We start from the raw sequence: 20,057 nt of genomic DNA, 5'->3' as shown, positions 1-20,057 counted from the left end.
CTATTATCTTTGCGACTGGATAATAATAGCACCTATGATTTTACAAAACGACCTACTACTAAGAGCCGCCAGAGGAGAAAAGACCGAAAGAGTACCAGTATGGCTGATGCGTCAAGCAGGTCGTATTTTACCAGAATACCGTGAAGTTCGCGACAGCGTGAGTGGTTTCATAGAATTGGCAACTACACCAGAGCTAGCCGCAGAAGTCACCATACAACCCGTCGATATCTTAGGTGTAGATGCAGCCATCATTTTTTCAGACATTTTGGTGATCCCAGAAGCCATGGGACTACCTTATCAGATGATCGAAAAAAAAGGACCTTGGTTTGAAAACACCATTCAAAGCGAGTCTGACCTCAAAAAAATCAGAATTGCAGAGCCAGAGGATGATTTAAACTATGTCGCCGAAGCCATTAAAATCACAAAGAAAGAACTCAATGGCCGTGTGCCACTTATTGGATTTGCTGGTGCACCTTGGACCATCTTTTCTTATATGGTAGAGGGGTCAGGCAGCAAGACTTTTGCCAAGGCTAAAAAGATGCTCTACACAGAGCCTGCACTTTCGCACCTCCTTCTCGACATGATTACCGAAAGCACCATCAAATACCTGCAAATGCAGATAAAATATGGTGCAGATTTAGTACAGATATTTGACTCTTGGGCAGGTATTCTATCGCCAGCACAGTACGAAGAATTTGGATTAAAATACATCGCTAAAATTTGTGATGCCATAGACATTGTACCTGTTACAGTATTTGCCAAAGGCGCCTATTTTGCACGTAAGAAAATGAGCGAACTCAATTGTGAAACCATAGGATTGGACTGGAACATGGCCGTTTCCGCTTCTCGTCGATTGATCGGAGACGAGAAAACCTTGCAAGGTAATCTGGATCCATGTGTACTCTATGGCTCCGATGCCGAAATCGAAAAACAAACTATTCAGATGCTCGAAGAGTTTGGCGGTCACCGACACATCGCCAATCTAGGCCATGGTGTATATCCAGACATTAATCCTGAGAAAGTAAAAGTATTTATAGAAACAGTGAAAAACTGGCGCCCTTAATTTAAGGTCTGATTAGAAGCATTCTGTTTCTCTATATGTAGTCTTATTTTATTATACAAATCTCCTGGGTCGAATGGTTTGGTTATAAAATCATTCATTCCTGCCTTAAATACACGATCTCCCACATCTAACATCACAGAAGCTGTAAGCGCCAATATCGGCACCGTATACCCCCTTTTCCGAAGTTCTTCTGAGGCTGTATAACCATCCATTTCTGGCATTTGCAAATCCATAAGTACCAAGTCATATGTTGCAATGGCTGTTTTTTCGAGAGCTTCTCTCCCATTTTCGGCTACATCCACTTGGATGTCCCAACGAGACAAAAACTTCTTGGCAACCATTACATTCACTGGGTTGTCTTCTACCAAGAGGATGTACTTACCCTCCAAATCATTATGCGCCTCTGATATTGTCTCCTTCACTTTTTCTTGATTCTCGCTGATTGCAAATGTCTGTGTAAAATAAAATCTAGATCCCTGCCCTACCACACTAAAAACATTGATCTTGGTATTTTGCAAATCCAAAATACGCTTGGTAATAGATAGCCCTAACCCCGTACCTCCATACTCACGAGTGGTAGAAGTAGACGCCTGAGAGAAACTATCGAATATTGTTTTGAGTTTGTCTTTAGGAATACCAATCCCCGAATCTTCGACCGAAAACTTGATGGACACTCGTTTCTTCGTTTGCATGACTATATTCATACTCAAAGTTACGCCTCCTTCGTCGGTAAATTTAATAGCATTGCCCAGTAGGTTGGTTAGAATCTGACTGAGTCTGAGTCCATCACAAACAATGAAACTAGGTATCTCATCGTCATGCAAGAAACTCAGATAAATATCCTTCTCCTTGGCTTTGTTGTCAAATCCTTTCACAATGTTACGAGCCATATCTACCACATTCACATCTACTTCTTCGAATTCGATCTTACCCGCATCTAGCTTACTATAATCCAACACATCATTAATCAATACATGTAGATGTTCGGCCGAAAATTTAAGCGTTTTCAGATCATCTACATGCTGTTTTTTTGGCTTATCGCCAATGAGATAATTCGTGAGACCAATCACTGCGTTGAGAGGTGTTCTGATCTCATGCGAGATCATAGATAAGAAATCGGACTGCGAGCGAGCCGCAGACTCTGCTTTTTCTTTGGCTATTTCTATCTTTCGGTTATACCGATAAAAAAGAATAATGGATTGAAAAAAGAAGAACTGCTGATAGCCTACAAAATAAAATAACATGGAGTTTTTCAATATCCCAAAATACTCCAATATAACTGCGCCCATCACCAAAAACAACAAAAAGGAACTAATCAATGACATGAGTGACCCCTCTCTTTTATGCCTCACCGCCATCACATAGGTAAATATCAAATACAAAAAGCCTAACAATATCGTAATGGAATAGGGTGCGACCAGCTGCGTAAACATCTTGACTGGAGCAAACAAAGTAAAGAATACAAACGATACGCTAATGACCGTAATCAACAACACAAAGAACCTAGATGTCTCCCTTTTGTATAAGTAATATGAATAGTAGGTAAAAAACAATCCTGCGAGAAACATGGTAATATATTCCGCTTTGAGCGTGAGCAACCAAGGCAACTCAGGATAGAGTGAATGCAGGGTATAACTTCCCGATCCTATCGATCTATAACTATAAAACAAACAAAATAGTGAGTAGTAGAGAATCTGCTTTTCATGTCGACCAAACCAAAACAGCACCATGAAAAACATGCCTATAAAAAACAAACTGGATGACATGATCAGGTCGAAAGCTTTTTCTCGTCCCTCTATGGTCTGCATCTTCACCTTTTCCCCCAATTTGATATCAAAAAAGCTACCTCCTCGTGAGTGTTCAAAATTTGAAATCTGCAAGACAATGTCCAAAGTGTCCGAGGTCACCTTAAACTCCCGAGTCATATACTGCCAATGCGGCGAAGAAGTCTGAGAAGATTTTCCCACCTGGCCATTAGACCCTATGTATTCACCATTCAAAAACAGTAAATATGAACAGTAGAAATGAGGTATGGTAATCGCCAACTCTGGCGTAACAGAATTAACAATCACGCGCAAGCGCTGCGTAGCATAACCTTCTGGCGTGATGGTATCTGTACCCACAACATCTCGCTTCCATAACTTAGGAAACTCTCTAAAACTTGGGGAAATCTTTAACGAATCAAAATCTGTGGGATACAAGATCTGCTTCCAATAAAACTCCCATTCTCCTGCTAAGGCTATCGGTTCTGTTTTTTGAAATTGCCATGACCTAAGATCTAATACACCACGCTCAGCTTGAGGCAATTCTTGGGAATAGACCACACGACCAGACATGACTAAAAATGTCAGTAAAAGGCACTTAAAATAGATAGGTATAGACCTGTAAGTTGTAAGGTTGCGAACTGATGTCATTGAAGGGTTAAAACTAACTAAATCAGTCCAAATAAGAGAAGGAAAAGAAGGATTGCTGATACACAGCAATCCTTTCTAAGGGTATTGTTTAGCTCAACTTAGCGAGCGTTTCTTTTATTCTTTTCAAAGCTTCTTTCAGGTTTTCTTCAGATGCCGCGTAAGACAATCTTACACAGTTTGCATTTCCGAAGTCCTCACCTGATACCAGAGAAACATGCGATTCGCTTAACAAGTATAAACATAATTCGTTGGCATCTTTGATAGTAGTCTTACCATCAGACTTGCCAAAGTAGCTGCTTACGTCTGGAAAGAAATAAAATGCCCCTTGTGGCATGTTCGTTTTTACACCAGGAATATCATTGAGCAAATCATAAACCAACGCTCTTCTTTTGTGATACTGTTCAGCCATGGCACGTGTAGGCCCCAAGTCTGTGGTCAAGGCTGTAAGTGTGGCGCGTTGCGCAATGCTACAGTTTGCAGAAGTTACTTGTCCTTGAATTTTGTTACATGCTTTGGCCAACCAAGTCGGAGCACCTATGTACCCAACTCTCCAGCCTGTCATAGCAAAACCTTTGGCCATACCGTTGATAGTAATGGTTCGGTCTTGCATCCCAGGCAATGCACCGATACTTGCATGTGCACCTGAGAAGTTGATGTGCTCATAGATCTCATCAGAGATCACATACACACCTTCTTGTTCTTTCACTACATCAGCTAAAGCCGACAGTTCTTCTTTAGTAAATACCGAACCTGTAGGATTACAAGGAGATGAAAAAATGATTGCTCTAGTCTTCTCAGTCATCGCTGCTTTTACTTGCGCAGCAGTTGCTTTAAAGTCATCTTCCAAACCTCCTTTTACGATTACTGGTACACCTTCAGCCATTTCTACAGCTGCGGTATAGCTTACCCAGAATGGCGCAAGCACAATTACCTCATCTCCAGGATTGACCAATGACATCATCACATTCACGATAGACTGCTTGGCTCCATTTGATACCACAATCTGTCCGGGGTCATAGTCTAGCCCATTTTCTTCTTTGAATTTTTTAGAAATAGCTTGACGCAAATCTAAATAACCATTAACTGGAGGGTATGCAAAATACTTTTCAGAATCAATGGCTTCTTTAGCGCCTTCTTGGATGTGCTTAGGCGTTTTGAAATCTGGTTCTCCCAGACTCAAGCTAATCACGTCTATTCCTTTTTCTTTGAATTCTCTGGCTTTGGCAGCCATGGCTAAAGTGGCAGATTCTGCCATGTTTTTGATTCTATCCGATACGTGTTCCATTGATTGAATTTCTTGTAATTATATGGAGCAAAAGTAGATAACGTCTGTACCAATCGCACAGCGATTAGGTTATAAATTTTAACACCTGCGTTAAAATATGTTCAAAAATCTACTGATCGTCATCCGCTCGCTGTATAGGAATAGATTTGAATGACTAAGACTAGAAATTCTTAAATGTAAAAGAGAGACTACAAACTTCCAGAAGAATAGTTCGTTCGGGTCACAATACTGCGGCCAAGTGTTACTTCGTCCGCATACTCCAGTTCTCCTCCTACGGGAATACCCCTCGCTATAGTTGATATTTTAACGCCAGTACCTTCCAGCTTTCTCGAAAGGTAAAAACAAGTAGTGTCTCCTTCCATGGTGGCACTCAAGGCCAATATCACTTCCTTGACTTCTCCATTAGCAGCTTGGATACGATCCACTAACGATTGTATATGCAGATCCTCTGGCCCTATGCCTTCGATAGGCGAGATCACCCCTCCCAGCACATGAAACATACCCTGATATTGCCCAGTACTCCTAATAGCCAACAGATCTGGTGTATCTACGACTACACAAATCACTGACACATCTCTATTTATGGTTCGGCAAGTACAATCTGTAGTGTGAGAGATCACATGACAAGTCCCACAGTATTGGGTATCTTTTCTTAGCCTGAGGAGAGATTCTGTAAGCGACTGAGTCGCTGCTTCTTTTTCTTTGAGAAGATGAAGCGCCAGTCTGAGAGCTGTTTTTTTTCCTATACCAGGCAATTTGGAAATTTCCTTTACAGCCTCTTCTATCAATTCACTTGGAAATTCCATTCAGTTTTTTAATTAATCACCGCATTGATACCAGCGTCTACAATCCCTTCTCTCATGGGTTTCAACATATCGTATGTGCCCTTTTTCACTAGGCACTTCCCTTTGAAATGGATAATATAAGTACACTGTTCCGCTTGGTGCCGCTCATGCTTGCACACCTTCACCAAGGTTTCAATCACATGATCAAACGAGTTAACTTCATCATTGAACACCACAAGGGTACGACCCTCGTCTTCTTGCTCATCTTCCAATACATCTACGAGCTCTTCTTCTTCAAATTGCCAAGACATAATTTTACTTTTTTTTAAAATACTATTTTGATTCTATTTAGAAACAAAATTTCAACAAAGATAATTATTGTAAAATTCCTGAACAGATTTCCACGTTAAAAACACGAGATAGTAAATTTGGCATTATTACTGATTGGCCAAGTTAAAATTTGATCTATGCAAAAAACTGGATGGCTACTGGTTCTTATTCTTCTACTTATCGGAGGACAGACCGTAGCACAAAATAAGAAACGAAGAAGACAAACTGACATTCAAAAAGTAGTGGACACGGCCTACACCTATACAGGCACTCCCTACAAATACGGTGGCACATCCAAAAATGGTATAGATTGCTCTGCACTAATGCAAAATTCCTTTGCAGGTGCTGGTTATAAAATCCCCAGAACGGCACAAGCACAATCCAAATACGGCAAAAAGGTCGGTTGGCCTAGCTTGCGTCAAGGAGACATCGTTTTTTTCAAGTTCAAATCAAAAGGTGAAAAATGGTATCATAGCGGCATGATCACTTCAGTAACACCAGACGGCATATATTTTATCCATGCTTCTACCTCTAGAGGTGTAGTTGTATCTGACCTAAATGCAGATTACTACAAAAAAAGTGTAAAGGCTTTCAGAAGAGTCATCCGATAGCCGTCCATCGAAAGATTAGTCAATCTGCCGCTCTATCCTATTAATGATTTCTTCGAGTTGATTAGGTTTAAACCAGACGATTTCCTCCTCTCTTTTAAACCACGTCATTTGTCGTTTGGCATATCGTCTGGAGTTGCGCTTGAGCAGCCGCACAGCCTCCTTCTGATCATACCGCCCCTCGAGATAGCCAAATATTTCAGTATAGCCCACTGTGTGCAAAGCATTTTTGTGCCGATAAGGATAGAGTACTTGAGCCTCTTCAAACAAACCCTGGGTTATCATTTCATCCATTCGTTGATCTATTCGATCATACAAAACAGGTCGCTCTATTTCCAAACCAATTTTCAATATTTTAAATGCGTGTGTTTTTGTCGTTTTTCCCTGACGAAAATATGAATATGGCAACCCTGTAGAACGTATCACTTCTAAACCTCTCAATACACGCTGTGGATTTTTGCGATCCACCTGATCGTAATAAACTGGATCAGCAGACTGTAGCTCCGCAAGCAAACCCTCCAGTCCCTCTTCAGCTAGCTGTTTATTGAGTGTCGCTCTTAGTACTAAGTCCGTCTCAGGCATTTTATCCAAACCATCACAAAATGCCTTGACGTATAAACCCGAGCCTCCCACCATAAACTGCACCTGTTGTTTCTTGAATAGATCAGCCAGCAAACACTCAGCCTCATCAGCAAAAGCACCCGCATCATAATCATCATGTATAGAGTGGGTATTTACAAAATGGTGAGACGCTTGCGCCAATTCTTCTGGACTGGGCTTGGCCGTACCTATTTCCATCTCTCGGTAAAACTGACGAGAATCACAAGATATGATGTCGCCACCAAAATGCTGAGCCAAAGCAATTGTAAGCCCTGTCTTCCCTACTGCTGTAGGTCCCACTACTACCACCAAAAGATTTTGTTTGCTCATCGCTCAAAGATAAATGAAGCAGCAATCTCAAGAATAAAAAGTCTGGTTATTATCAACTAAAGATTTACTATTCAGTATCAAAATGATGAATAAACATTTTATCTATTCTATTTCTATTTTAAACCTAAAAGAATATATTAGCCAGAAGGTAGAACGGTATGCTTTGTACAAAATATCGAAACTGTCTAGCAGCAGACGAAGAAAAATTGTACTATGCGAAAAGGTTATATACAGACATCTGTCCAAATCCCCTTTTCTACACCATTACCTCATGTAAAATCAATAAGCAAACTTTGGTATTTCGATATGCGAAGAACAGGCACAACCAACTAGCCTTTTGGCGGGAAAAGAAGATGGAGGATTTATGGAAAAATTAATTGTTAGGCCAACTAGAATCACACCCCTAATATATTTCGACCCCAACCGTGGGTTGCTAGAGCTCAGAGGCAAATCAAGTCCTGAAAATTCGATACAATTCTACAGCCAGCTCATCGGTGACTTGGAAGAATTTGGACAAAATTGCACGCAAAACCTTATCGCCAATTTCAAATTCGAGTATTTCAATACCAGCTCATCCAAGTGTTTGTTTGATATTTTCAGGAAATTAAATCTTGTAAAAGAAAAAGGATTTAAACTCTCTATCAATTGGTACTACGAGGAAGACGATGAAGATATGCTCGAAGCGGGTGAAGACTATGCCGATTTACTAGGTATAGAATTCAACTACGTGGAAACACAGTTTGATTAACAGCATTCAATCGTTCTCCAACTAACTGAGAAGACTACGACACAAAAAATCGGTTATCATCAATAATGATAACCGATTTTGCTTGATACTAGGTTCAATTATATTGTTCTTGAAGTATCAAATTTCTCTAAGTAGTCTGCCACTCTTCGTACAAACATCCCTCCGAGTGCCCCATCTACAACTCGATGATCATAGGAGTGCGACAAAAACATCTTATGACGAATACCAATCAAATCGCCTTGCGGGGTTTCCACTACGCTTGGTTTTTTCACAATCGCTCCTAAAGCCATGATTCCCACTTGTGGCTGCACGATAATAGGCGTACCCATAACATTGCCAAATGAACCCACATTAGATATTGTATATGTACCTCCGCTCAGATCGTCTGGTGTCAGTTTATTGTCTCTACTTCTTCTAGCTAGATCATTTACCTTGATGGTAATGCCTTTGAGACTCAACTGGTCTGCATTATGAATGACAGGCACGATCAAATTACCTGAAGGTAAGGCCACTGCCATACCTACATTGATCGATCCTTTTCGAATGATTTTATCCCCATCTACCTGTACGTTGATCATCGGGTAGTCTTTGATTGCCATGACCACAGCTTCTATAAAAATAGGTGTGAAGGTAAGTGCCTGTCCTTCGCGCTCCATGAAGCCATTTTTTACTTTTCCTCTCCATTTCACCAATTCGGTCACATCTGCTTCCACAAACGACGTTACATGAGGCGACGTCTGTTTTGAACTTAGCATACGCTCTGCAATCATCTTACGCATCCTGTCCATAACAATGATCTCATCTTCGCCTGTAAACTTCGTTGCTGCCGCTATAGCAGCAGGTCTATTAGCTACAGGTGCAGCTGATTCGCTACCATTATTAGCAATGGTCGCTGTATCTGCCTGCACAGGAGAGCCATTAGAGCCTCTAGATTTGACATAGGCCAAAATATCTTTCTTAGTCACTCTTCCTTCTTTGCCTGTACCAGCCAATGCTTCCAGTTCTGCCATAGGAATACCTTCTTCTCTAGCGATATTCAACACGAGAGGGGAATAGAATTTTCCAGATGTAGATTTTTCGAATACAGGAGCAGGAGCTGCACTGGCAGAATGAGAAGCTATAGCCTCAGCCACTAGGGCCTCTGCTTTTTCTTCGACCTTTTCTTCAACAACCTCAGGCTTGACTGGTGCCGATACTTCCGCCCCATCAGTAGCAATGATTGCAATGGCCTTGCCTACTTCTACTACATCTCCTTCATTAGCCAAAATTTCCTTTAATACACCAGCATGAATAGAAGGCACTTCAGTATCTACCTTATCGGTAGCTACCTCCAATACAGACTCATCCTGCTCGATGGTATCTCCTACTTTCTTGAGCCACGAAAGGATGGTTCCTTCCATAATACTTTCACCCATTTTGGGCATTATCATTTCTACTAAGGCCATAATGTTTTGTTACGGTTTTCGGAATCTAATCAGTGGCTAAGTTACTGGATTTAGGGCTAATAATCATGGTTTTTCAAGGGTTTGGCGTAGGAAATTGAGTGCATGAATAGCCGTATATTCTATATTGAGAATCCGTGTTCCAGGCAACTGAATTTTACGCGTGAACACATTTTTACCAAAGGATATTGCCAACCAAACCGTACCCACAGGTTTTTCTTCTGTACCACCATCAGGGCCAGCAATGCCTGTCGTAGAAATTCCTATATCAGTTTTGAACTTTTTACGAATGCCAACGGCCATTTCGGAGGCAGTTTCTTCACTCACAGCTCCATATGCTTCTAGTGTTTTTTCTTCTACACCTAGAGTCTCTTTTTTGATGTCGTTGTGATAGGATACGACCGATCCTAAGTAATACTCTGAACTGCCTGGCACGGAAGTCAGGCGATGAGCTAAAAAACCACCCGTGCAACTCTCCGCAGTACTGATGGTAAGCGACTGGGATTTGAGTAGTTCGCCCACGGCATCTTCTATCTGTATGTCTCCAAACCCATACACATAAGATTTGATTTTAGGTAGCACTTCGTTGATTTGCTGATCCATTTCAGTCTCAACTTCTTCTCGGCTTTCTCCCACTCCAGTCAAACGCAAACGCACCTGACCTTTGCCAGGAAGATAAGCCAGTCCCAAGTGATCTGGCAGTGCATCTTCCCAACTACTAATCTCCTCTGCCAACCAAGACTCTCCGATACCTATTGTCTTGATGACTTTATGTACGATTACTGGTAGCGTATAGTGTTTTTTTAGCTTAGGCAAAATAGTCTTAGCCATCATGGCCTCCATTTCGAAAGGTACTCCTGGCATAGACACTACTACTTTTCGCCCTTGCTCAAACCACATTCCAGGAGCAGTCCCTCTTTCATTTTTTATCTTCTTACAACCTTCTGGCAAAAAAGCCTGCTGACGATTGATTTCGGTAAGTGCTTTCCCAAATCGTTTAAAAATATCTTCTACATCTTCTAATGCACTAGGGTCTAGTGCTAGCTCCATATCAAAATACTCTGCCAGTGTCTTTTTAGTAATATCATCTTTGGTAGGTCCCAATCCCCCTGTGATCAAAACGATATCTGAGCGCTTCAGACATTCGTCAAGTGCCTCTAGAATCTCCTGTTTTTTATCTCCGATAGAGATTTTTCTTCTGACCTTAATGCCTATATCGTCCAACTCTTGACTGACCCATTTGGTATTGGTATCTAAAATTTGTCCATACAATAGCTCATCACCAATGGTGAGCACCTCGGCATATATCTCCTTCATTTGTCTTCTTATTTTAAAACCGCCCGAAGATAAACGTATTAGTAGAAAAAGGTTTCATATCGGTGTACGATTTGCTTGTCTCTTTAAGTCCAGGCACTCCTTTCTAATTCTCATATTTTCAATAAAACACACCCTTGAATGCCACGTATTGACTAATATTGAGGCTTATTTGAAATATGAAATGAAGAACACGACAAAACATTTGATCCTTTGCCTGCTACTTGTTAGTCTGACTTACTCATTGGCTCAAGCCAATGCTCCTCGTTTGGAGGTGGTAAAAAAGGGACCTAAGACTGAAGAAAAAATCAACAAACTACTCCTTATCGTTTTGGTTCGAACCAAAGAAAACCGAATTACCTTGGAAGACGAATTGGGTTATGATTTGGGCGATTACGGTATCTCTACAGTATCTAGTTACAAAACCAGATTAGTGGGTTCCGATCGATTGAATAAAGATGAAGTCCTTGCGGTCTGTCACAAGCATGGTGCTGATGGCGTATTGGTTGTACGATTGGTTGATTCCAAAGAAGAAAACGGATACTCTTACAATCAAAGATCACAATACACAGGTGCTGGTTTTACCTCAGCCAATAGCAGTGGTGTAGTAATTGGAGGAGGACAAACCTATTCTTGGGGTGACTATGAGTTTGGCAATTACTTTGATGCGGTGTCATCTACTCGGATGGAGATTCAATCAGACATTTATCACATCAATGAAGCCAAACAGCTAATGACCGATGATATTCTGATGCGAGTAGACCCACGAGAAGAAGAGGAAGCTATTGCCAAGTTTGCCAAAAAACTGAGCAAGAAGGTTTCTAAGCAAAAATTCATAGTGAAAGACTAAAAACACAAAGAGTCCATATCGCATTAATATGGACTCTTTCTTTATGTTAAAGCTCTGCTGCTAATCGACTAGCCTGATTGATGGCTCGCTTGGCATCTAGTTCAGCTGCTACATCTGCTCCTCCTATCTTCGTTACCTTCACTCCACTGGCTTCGAGGCCTACAACTAACGAGTTTTCAGGCAATTGTCCAGCACAAAGAATCACATGATCTACCTCTAAGACATGTTTCTCTTTTCCTTTCACTGTAATATGCAATCCCTGATCATCTATCTTATCATAGGTCACATGCGTAATCATTCGCACCTGCTTGTGTTTGAGTGTGGTACGATGTATCCACCCTGTGGTCTTACCCAACCGAGCGCCCATCTTACCCTCTGATCTTTGTAGCATCACTATTTCACGCTTCGCTTTGGGCATTTCTGGAGAGGTCAAACCACCGCGCTGTTCATTTTTAGTATCCACTCCCCATTCGTGCATGAAGTCTTCTACATTCAAACTAGGACTCTCGCCTTCCTGACTCAGGTACTCCGCTACATCAAACCCTATTCCTCCCGCTCCGATGATAGCGACTTTATTGCCTACTGGTTTCTCATCTCTCAATACTTCTATATAAGAGAGCACCTTAGGGTGATCCTGCCCATCAATACCTGGGTTTCTAGGGTTGACTCCAGTAGCCACAATCACTTCGTCATAATTCTCATTTGATAGCAACGCTACATCCACTTTAGTATTGAGTTGCAAGTTCACACCAGTGAGCGCTATACGTTTATTGAAATATCTTATGGTTTCGTAGAACTCCTCCTTGCCTGGTACTTTTTTAGCCATATTGAATTGCCCACCTATTTCGCTGGCTGCATCGAATAGTGTGACCGTATGTCCTCGCTCTGCAGCGATTGTGGCATACGCCAGCCCTGCTGGACCAGCACCTACTACTGCGATCTTCTTCTGGCTAAAAGCTGGCAAATAATTGAGTTCGGTTTCGTGACAAGCCCGTGGATTGACCAAGCAGCTTGACAATTTGTTTTTAAACACATGGTCCAAACAGGCCTGATTGCACCCTATACATGTATTGATTTCATCTTCTCTGCCCTCCTCCGATTTGAGCATCAATTCGGCATCCGCCAAAAAAGGACGAGCCATCGATACCATATCCGCATCTCCATTAGCCAATATAGTCTCGGCTACATCTGGTTTATTGATTCTATTCGTAGTGATCAGTGGAATATCTACTTCCCCTTTCATTTTTTTGGTCACCCAAGTAAAAGCACCTCTAGGCACCATCGTAGCTATCGTCGGTATTCTGGCCTCGTGCCATCCAATACCTGTATTGATCATGGTGGCACCTGCTTTTTCTATTTCTTTGGCGAGCTGAACCACTTCTGCCCATTGGCTGCCCTGTGGTATCAAGTCCAACATCGACAATCTATAGATGATGATAAAATCATCTCCTACAGCCTTTCGGACTGCTTTGACTACCTCTATCGGAAAACGCATACGGTTTTCGTAACTCCCTCCCCAGCGGTCTGTTCGCTTGTTGGTATGCTGTGCAATAAACTGATTGATAAGATAGCCTTCGGAGCCCATGACCTCCACACCATCGTAGCCCGCTTCTCTCGCCAATGCTGCACACCGAGCAAAATCACTGATGGTATTTCGAATACCACCATCAGACAAGGCAAAGGGCTTAAAAGGCGTAATGGGAGATTTGATAGCTGATGGGGCTACATTCAGTGGATGATAGCCATAGCGACCTGCATGCAGGATTTGCATGCATATTTTGCCATCGAACTCATGTACCCGCTCTGTTACGACCTGATGTCTTTTGGCATGAATGGTTTTAGTCATCCGAGCAGAAAAAGGCGCCACCCACCCTTGTCTATTTGGGGAAACCCCACCCGTCACAATGAGCCCTACTCCTCCCTTAGCTCGCTCACCAAAGTAAGTAGCCATTCGTTCAAAACCATTTTTAGTTTCTTCGAGCCCTGTATGCATAGAACCCATCAAAGCCCTGTTTTTGAGTGTGGTAAATCCTAAATCAAGAGGTTCGAATAAATGAGGGTACTTATCGTGCGCCATGGTTTCTTTTTTTGGGTTGAGTGCCTAACCTTAATTTTAATGGTATTTATTGACTTGATGAAACGAATGTCCTTTTATTATGCATGCATACTATATGCAGTACGCCTATTTTAGATACCAGCAGGGTTATACTTGTTGTAAAACAAAAACTACAAGAATTCATCACATTGATATTTCTCAGCGTAGCTTTACCTAAAATTCTATGTCTATAGTACGGAAGGTGAAGTCAATCCAGCGATTGTTTAGACAACTCGATCAGGAAATATTGACATTTAATACACATGCTAATTTGCACTGTCTCTCAGGCTGTGGCAAATGCTGCTCAAAACCTGACATTAGCGTATCGCCATTAGAGTTTCTACCATGGGCTTTTCATTTATTTAAAACCAGACAAATAGACGATACCTTGTTGGCTCTTGAGCAATCCTCCCTTTCGATTTGTCATATCTACAACCCACTATCTATCACAGATCAAAACCATGGCAACTGTGGCGACTATATACACAGAGGACTGATGTGCAGGTTGTTTGGCTATGGAGCCAGCAGAAACAAGCTAGGACAACTCACATTGGCTACTTGCAAAATCATAAAAGAAGGACAAAAGGACAATTACAATGAGGTAGTCTCGGCTATTAACCAGGGGTTGAAAGTACCTATTTTCACAGACTATTATATGCGTCTAGCTCAAATCGACATCAAACTAGGTAATATGATTTTACCTATTAATGAGGCATTGATAGTGGCTATTGAAGAAGTGCTGCAACACTACGCTTACCGACCATTTCCCAAGGGCTACAATGCCGCTTAGTACTTATTTACTCATTCATTTTTAGCTCTTCTGGCAAGAATTGATTCCGGTAAAATTGAATGGCTGATTTTGAGCGAGTCAGATACTGGTCTGTCCATGATTTGATCGACTGGGTTTGACTTAAAAGTTTATTGAAGCTCTGCATAGCCTCTTCTTGTGTTGCATACCCTAATGATTCGTTAAGCCGATAGTTGATTAGGGCTTTGTCTCCTGTCAATGTTTCAGCTTCTTGTAAACTGGTTTGAAATTTTGAAATCTCTTTTTTAAACTGTTTCAACTTTGAATTTGCTTCAGGATGGTTGAGCAACCTTTCCCAACTCAAAAAAAACAAAGCATCAACAATACCTTGACGGGCTTTTCGAACTACTCCATCTAAACGTATACAATCTTTATATAAGCGATAAAATACGCGTCGATCTTCTAGCATTTTACGATAATCAGGCCGATGAACTTCAAGTATTTTTGAAAGTTCTTTCCTGATTAACACTCGGTGTTGATTTAGCTCTCTTACTTTTTTATCAACAGATTTCAGTTGCTCTTGCAACGTACTGATTGATTCATTATTGAGACCAAACAATCTACTCTTCCATCCTAATTTGGATTGAGCCTCTTGAATTCTCAACTCCTGAGATTTTTTTTGTTCTAAAAGCTCTTGTCTTTCGGACACTAAGCGATCAAAACGTACAATTATTTTTTCTAATTCCGTCTCAAACATTTAAACGGTCAGTTACTGCATCGCTTTACTCTTCTTGTTAGCAAAATAAGCCCATGTACATATGGCTATAATAATAGCTACTGTATAATACACAAATGTAGGTACTGGCAATGGGTCTCCTTTAGCATACGAATGTAATCCAGACAAATAGTAATTGACTCCGAAGGAAGTCATGATGATCGAGAAAAATGCCACCACACTAGCTGTATTAAACACATAGGTATCATTGAGCTTCGGAATGAGTCTCAGGTGAAGCACAGTAGCATACACGATAACGGAGATCAGTGCCCAAGTTTCTTTTGGATCCCACCCCCAATAACGTCCCCAAGATTCGTTAGCCCAAACACCACCAAGGAAAGTACCAATAGTGAGTAAAAAAAGACCAATGGTCATCGACATCTCATTGATGTAAGTCATCTCCTTGATGCTGATCGCGATCTTAGGATTTTTCTTTTTATCAACAATCATAAAAATCAAGGTAAGCAAGCCAAGCAAGGCTGACAAACCTAATGGGGCATAACTACTGACGATAATAGCCACGTGAATTTTGAGCCAATAAGACTTGAGTACAGGCACCAAGTTGGTGATCTCAGGGTTGAGCCAATCCAAGAATGCCACAAACAATAATGTCCCTGAAAACAAGGCACCAAGTGGTACCACAAAATTCGATCTTTTGTAGAAGACAAAAGCAAAGAAGAGCAAGCCCCATCCTACCAGAATGATCATTTCGTAGCCATTGCTCCATGGTGCATGATCTGATGCATACCATCTCAATCCTAGGTTGAATGTCAAGGCTAGAAAGCCTACAAACACCAAACCTGTCAACACTTTATTTGTCAACAAAATAGCTTTGGACTCGGATTTGAATATTTGCATAATAGCCACTACCAATAAGGCAATACCCGATAACCAAAGGAAGGAAAATAGGTGGTTGAACAGTCTCAATTTATTGTACAGTAATTCTGCCTTGATGACACTACTATCAGGGATCACATCTACACCTTTTATATCTTGATACTTTTTGATGTATCCTAAGATTTCGTCTGCCTTAGACCAATCTTTTTCGCGTACAGATTCCATGATGCTTTGGTAGTACATGGGCATGATTTTTTTCACAAAGACCGAATCTTCTCCTGTGAAAATGGGCTGCTCAAACTTATCTGCATACCAAGTATGAGCAGGGTCGCCCTCTAATGGGAATATTTTAAGGTAGTGCCCCGTGAGTCCCTGAAAAAAGACATTGAACCGCTCATCTACTTTGATCAGCTCCTTATCAAACGCATTCTGAAGAGCTGGCTTTTTACGACTGGCTTCATCTACCATGTCGGACAACAGGTAGTTACCCTCCTTGTCTAGGAAGTCGATAAAGGAATAATACTTGTCTTCATGCTTCCCGATCACTTCCATGATCTCTTTACCTCCATCAGGATCTACCTTGATCACAGGCACTTGCTGCCAGACCAATGGATTGACGTGCATCATTAGAAAAACCTGATCGCTATTGAGCTTGGCTGTGTAATCGCCCGTAGACACCTTGAAAGATGACTTCCCATGTACTTTTCTCAAAAACTCTGAGCCTAAAGTATTGATCGGCTTGATCCGCCCGTCCATGTCTTGCACAAGCAAATCACCAAACTGGCTTGCATGTGTTTTATCTATTTCATTGGTAAGGAGCGACTGTGCAAAATTGAATTTACTATGCCCTTCTTGCGCATATGTGGTCGTCCACCCGAGCAAGACAAGCAGCACTGTTGCCATTGTTTTTTTAGCTTTCAATTGACTTAACTTTTTATTGATCGTTTGAAATCTAGAATATTTCCCAAACAAAGTAAGGAGCATCCCTAAAGTCATCAATGTATATCCGACATAAGTAATGTTGGTTCCCCAAAAGTCCTGATTCACAGAGAGTACCGTGCCTTTCGCATCGCTATCATAAGATGCTTGAAAAAACCTATATCCCTCATAGTCCAAGACATTGTTCATATAAATCCGATAAGGAAAAGAGGTATCTCCATCGATAACCGTAACCTCACTCGCATACGAGGACGGGCTGGTAGACCCAGGGTATCTATCCAACTGAAAATCTCTAAGCTCAATAGAGAAAGGCACCTCAATCGGCTTGGGTCCATAGCTAATATCTACATGATATTCTCCAATTTCTAAATGCTGCTTTTCGCTAAAATTGCCATCGAATGAGCTAAGCAAAATCTCCTGCGATCTGTCATCAGATTTGATTTTAACAAACAGTAGATCATCGAGCATTTTACCTTTTTCTTGGTCTTTGGCCGACATATACACGATAGCACTTTTGTCATAGACTTCTGGTATCACAAATTGCGTATTTTCACTTCGATACAATGCGCGTGTCTTCAAGGGCATCAATGAATCTTTAGGCAACATGCCAGCAGTCTGCGTAGCCATCACCATAAAATTCATTTCGAATGGAGACTGGATATACAACTCTTCTCCTTTGCTGAAAATATTGATGGCTCCATCTACAGGCCGATCGAATGTGACTGGATAATTGTTGATCAGTAGTGCTCCTCCAGAGGCCAAATACAAGTTTTCGCGTCCATCGCCAGAGGTAGTCACCAGTTTGAGTACCGTAGATCCAGTTTCGGAGGGCACCACTTGCTGCTCGGCCTGTGGCACAAATGCTTTAGGTTCTATCGTGATTTCATCCGCCGCTCCCATTTGGATCATCAAATTGGGCTGCTTGAACACGGAGAGGTTCAGTTTCTTTTCGTACTTCTCTATCTCCTCTCCTTTTTTTACCTCGATCTGCAAGTACCTATCTTGCGATACGATTTCATTGACAGATTCACCTTCTCGGATGTGCATCAAGCCTTCAAAACTCACATAGCGTGTCACAAATGCTCCTATCAAAATAATGATGAAAGCTACGTGAAAAGTCAGAATTGATATTTTTTCCTTTCGATAAAGTTTGTATCTCCAAATATTGCCAGCAAAATTGACTGCTAGTAAAATCATGATCACTTCAAACCACCAAGCTTTATAGATAATAGACAGCACGGCCTGCGTGCCAAAGTCATTTTCTAGAAAAGTGGCATATGCCATTGTAAATGCATATACAACCAAGAGCACTGTTGTCAACTTATTTGAAAACAGTGGTTTTAAAAATTTCAATACCATTTTATATTATTCCTCTACTCAATTGTTTAGTGAAACTGATTCAACTTCCAATTTTTCTTCTCTTTGCTTTGCTTCTTCCAACCATTTAGGAATGATATTCTCTTTGAAATAGTCTTTTTCTTTTTCCAACTCTTCCATGTCCAACCCAATATATTCCTGTGCTTTCGCCTTAGTAGAAATATCAGGAAGTGGTATCACTTCATTATAACCCAAAGAAGACAACAGCCTAGCTAATTTCAAACGCCCATTTTGAGCCACATGAATAGCCGAAGCCACGATCCTGCTTACTTCTACTGGAGCGTGAAACGACCCACCATGCTGAAGCTACAGCATAATCCCAGCGCCACTGCGCATGACGAATATCCATAAGGATATCCTCCATATTTGCTTGTGTGGCTCCTAGTTCCCAAGCCTTGCCAGCTTCTACGTGCAAAAGTACTAACTGTTGTTCTAGCACCTCTACATTGGATTTTATTTTTTTCTGTCGTTCATATACATCACCTACCAAGTCTGACTTTTCCTGTCTATGGCACACCTGACAAGAATTGGTCACATTGTCTAGTGGAGATCGAATATGATGATCGGTATACTTCTGCCCTCCTTCTGTTTTATACGGCATGTGGCAATCCGCACAAGACACACCTCGCTTGGCATGCACACCTTGTTTGTACAGTTCATATCCTGGATGCTGAGCTTTGAGCATGGGTGCTTTACTGATTGCATGTGTCCAATCAGCAAAATCCATATCGTCATAATATTGCTCCGCGGCATCTACAGTCATGCCATCTTTCCAAGGAAAAACGAGATAAGGAATCCCTTCCTTACCTGGGATTTTTTTATTGAAATAATACTCTACATGACACTGCGCACATACTAGCGAGCGCATTTCTTGATAAGAAGCTTGATTGATATCCTCTCCTCTAGCTTCGAAAGCTTCAATCAATGCAGGCCGGGTTATTCTCAAGCTCATGGTTTTGGGATTGTGACAATCTGCACAACCAATGGCATTATTCACCTCTGCGCCCTTGTCGTACCATGCTCCTTTATAAAATTCATCAATTCCTATTTCATTCATCAACCTTGGGATATCTGGGCTCTTACACGTCCAGCAAGTGGCAGGCATCGGCCCTTGCCCTGGCTCGGTGGGGCCACCCGTTCGCAATGTATTTTGAATATCAGCAATGGCGTAACTATGTCCTCGAGGCGCATCATAATCTTTAGAAAAACCATAGCCTGCCCAAAGCACGACTAGGTTAGGATTCTTTTCGAGCATATCGGTTACGTTGCTTCCATTCTGATAACTCACAAACGAGGTATCTGCTGTACGAAGAAATGACTGATACTGCCTCGGAAAATTCTCCCCCCAAACAGCATTTCGAGATTCGTTGTCACCGATCATCACCTGCGGCACATAAGCAAACTTTGACTCGGCCTTTCTGTTCATTATGCTATTGGCTAGCATACTCAATAGAAAGGCAGCCACTGCTGTGGCTGAAAATAATATCCAAGGTCTAATTTTAGGTTTTGACATGATT

General features: G+C 41.4%; 17 protein-coding genes. 5 read left to right on the top strand and 12 right to left on the bottom strand.

Translation table 11 applies throughout. The features are described 5' to 3' along the window. Positions 1-34: 34 nt before the first annotated feature. Complete coding sequence (gene hemE, locus N7E81_RS13325) at positions 35-1,063, top strand: uroporphyrinogen decarboxylase (RefSeq protein WP_263050084.1); 1,029 nt, start codon at positions 35-37, stop codon at positions 1,061-1,063. On the opposite strand, the gene N7E81_RS13320 is transcribed toward hemE, so the two are convergent. From N7E81_RS13320 to N7E81_RS13305, 4 genes are all read right to left on the bottom strand, one after another. Continuing rightward, positions 1,060-3,399 carry a response regulator gene (locus N7E81_RS13320; RefSeq protein ID WP_263050083.1) on the bottom strand — a complete coding sequence of 780 codons (2,340 nt, stop codon included), beginning with the start codon at positions 3,397-3,399 and terminating at the stop codon, positions 1,060-1,062. The genes hemE and N7E81_RS13320 overlap by 4 nt on opposite strands. A gap of 166 nt (positions 3,400-3,565) precedes the next feature. Then, on the bottom strand, positions 3,566-4,762 hold the full coding sequence (locus N7E81_RS13315) for a pyridoxal phosphate-dependent aminotransferase (protein WP_263050082.1): 1,197 nt from the start codon (positions 4,760-4,762) through the stop codon (positions 3,566-3,568). Between the two features lie 188 nt (positions 4,763-4,950). Next, on the bottom strand, positions 4,951-5,568 hold the full coding sequence (recR, locus tag N7E81_RS13310) for a recombination mediator RecR (RefSeq protein ID WP_263050081.1): 618 nt from the start codon (positions 5,566-5,568) through the stop codon (positions 4,951-4,953). Positions 5,569-5,576: 8 nt separating this feature from the next. After that, positions 5,577-5,858 (bottom strand): ATP-dependent Clp protease adaptor ClpS, encoded by a 282-nt coding sequence (locus N7E81_RS13305; protein ID WP_263050080.1) that lies wholly within the window; start codon positions 5,856-5,858, stop codon positions 5,577-5,579. Between the two features lie 156 nt (positions 5,859-6,014). Between N7E81_RS13305 and N7E81_RS13300 the strand changes: the two genes are divergently transcribed. Next, positions 6,015-6,488, top strand: coding sequence for a C40 family peptidase (locus N7E81_RS13300; RefSeq protein WP_263050079.1), 474 nt, complete (start codon positions 6,015-6,017; stop codon positions 6,486-6,488). A 15-nt stretch (positions 6,489-6,503) separates the two neighbouring features. Here N7E81_RS13300 and miaA read toward each other — a convergent pair whose 3' ends face one another. Then, complete coding sequence (miaA, locus tag N7E81_RS13295; protein ID WP_263050078.1) at positions 6,504-7,415, bottom strand: tRNA (adenosine(37)-N6)-dimethylallyltransferase MiaA; 912 nt, start codon at positions 7,413-7,415, stop codon at positions 6,504-6,506. A 337-nt stretch (positions 7,416-7,752) separates the two neighbouring features. Here miaA and N7E81_RS13290 point away from each other — a divergent pair, with 337 nt between their 5' ends. Beyond that, complete coding sequence (locus N7E81_RS13290; protein ID WP_263050077.1) at positions 7,753-8,163, top strand: DUF1987 domain-containing protein; 411 nt, start codon at positions 7,753-7,755, stop codon at positions 8,161-8,163. 98 nt (positions 8,164-8,261) lie between these two features. Here the strand turns inward: N7E81_RS13290 and N7E81_RS13285 are convergent, their stop codons facing one another. Further along, on the bottom strand, positions 8,262-9,608 hold the full coding sequence (locus N7E81_RS13285; RefSeq protein ID WP_263050076.1) for a dihydrolipoamide acetyltransferase family protein: 1,347 nt from the start codon (positions 9,606-9,608) through the stop codon (positions 8,262-8,264). A gap of 63 nt (positions 9,609-9,671) precedes the next feature. Continuing rightward, positions 9,672-10,922, bottom strand: a complete 1,251-nt coding sequence (locus N7E81_RS13280) for a competence/damage-inducible protein A (RefSeq protein WP_263050075.1) — start codon at positions 10,920-10,922, stop codon at positions 9,672-9,674. Positions 10,923-11,103: 181 nt separating this feature from the next. Here N7E81_RS13280 and N7E81_RS13275 point away from each other — a divergent pair, with 181 nt between their 5' ends. Further along, positions 11,104-11,769, top strand: a complete 666-nt coding sequence (locus N7E81_RS13275; protein WP_263050074.1) for a hypothetical protein — start codon at positions 11,104-11,106, stop codon at positions 11,767-11,769. A gap of 46 nt (positions 11,770-11,815) precedes the next feature. Here N7E81_RS13275 and N7E81_RS13270 read toward each other — a convergent pair whose 3' ends face one another. Continuing rightward, on the bottom strand, positions 11,816-13,846 hold the full coding sequence (locus N7E81_RS13270; RefSeq protein WP_263050073.1) for an NADPH-dependent 2,4-dienoyl-CoA reductase: 2,031 nt from the start codon (positions 13,844-13,846) through the stop codon (positions 11,816-11,818). Positions 13,847-14,048: 202 nt separating this feature from the next. Between N7E81_RS13270 and N7E81_RS13265 the strand changes: the two genes are divergently transcribed. Further along, positions 14,049-14,654 (top strand): YkgJ family cysteine cluster protein, encoded by a 606-nt coding sequence (locus tag N7E81_RS13265; RefSeq protein WP_263050072.1) that lies wholly within the window; start codon positions 14,049-14,051, stop codon positions 14,652-14,654. A gap of 7 nt (positions 14,655-14,661) precedes the next feature. On the opposite strand, the gene N7E81_RS13260 is transcribed toward N7E81_RS13265, so the two are convergent. From N7E81_RS13260 to N7E81_RS13245, 4 genes are read right to left on the bottom strand one after another with little or no spacing between them, the layout of a single operon-like run. Further along, entirely contained in the window at positions 14,662-15,369 is a 708-nt protein-coding gene (locus tag N7E81_RS13260) for a hypothetical protein (RefSeq protein WP_263050071.1), read from the bottom strand. Positions 15,370-15,381: 12 nt separating this feature from the next. Next, positions 15,382-18,516 carry a cytochrome c biogenesis protein gene (ccsA, locus tag N7E81_RS13255; protein ID WP_263050070.1) on the bottom strand — a complete coding sequence of 1,045 codons (3,135 nt, stop codon included), beginning with the start codon at positions 18,514-18,516 and terminating at the stop codon, positions 15,382-15,384. 24 nt (positions 18,517-18,540) lie between these two features. Next, the gene (locus N7E81_RS13250) at positions 18,541-18,798 is read right to left on the bottom strand and encodes an ammonia-forming cytochrome c nitrite reductase subunit c552 (RefSeq protein WP_317624046.1); all 258 of its coding nucleotides are present in this window, start codon (positions 18,796-18,798) and stop codon (positions 18,541-18,543) included. Then, positions 18,749-20,053 carry an ammonia-forming cytochrome c nitrite reductase subunit c552 gene (locus tag N7E81_RS13245; protein ID WP_263050068.1) on the bottom strand — a complete coding sequence of 435 codons (1,305 nt, stop codon included), beginning with the start codon at positions 20,051-20,053 and terminating at the stop codon, positions 18,749-18,751. Before N7E81_RS13245 ends, N7E81_RS13250 begins: the two co-directional genes overlap by 50 nt. Between the last annotated feature and the right edge of the window lie 4 nt (positions 20,054-20,057).

Source organism: Reichenbachiella carrageenanivorans (assembly GCF_025639805.1).
Classification (GTDB): domain Bacteria; phylum Bacteroidota; class Bacteroidia; order Cytophagales; family Cyclobacteriaceae; genus Reichenbachiella; species Reichenbachiella carrageenanivorans.
The sequence above is the reverse complement of the archived record's forward strand: the minus strand, read 5'-3'. Positions and strand labels throughout refer to the sequence as shown.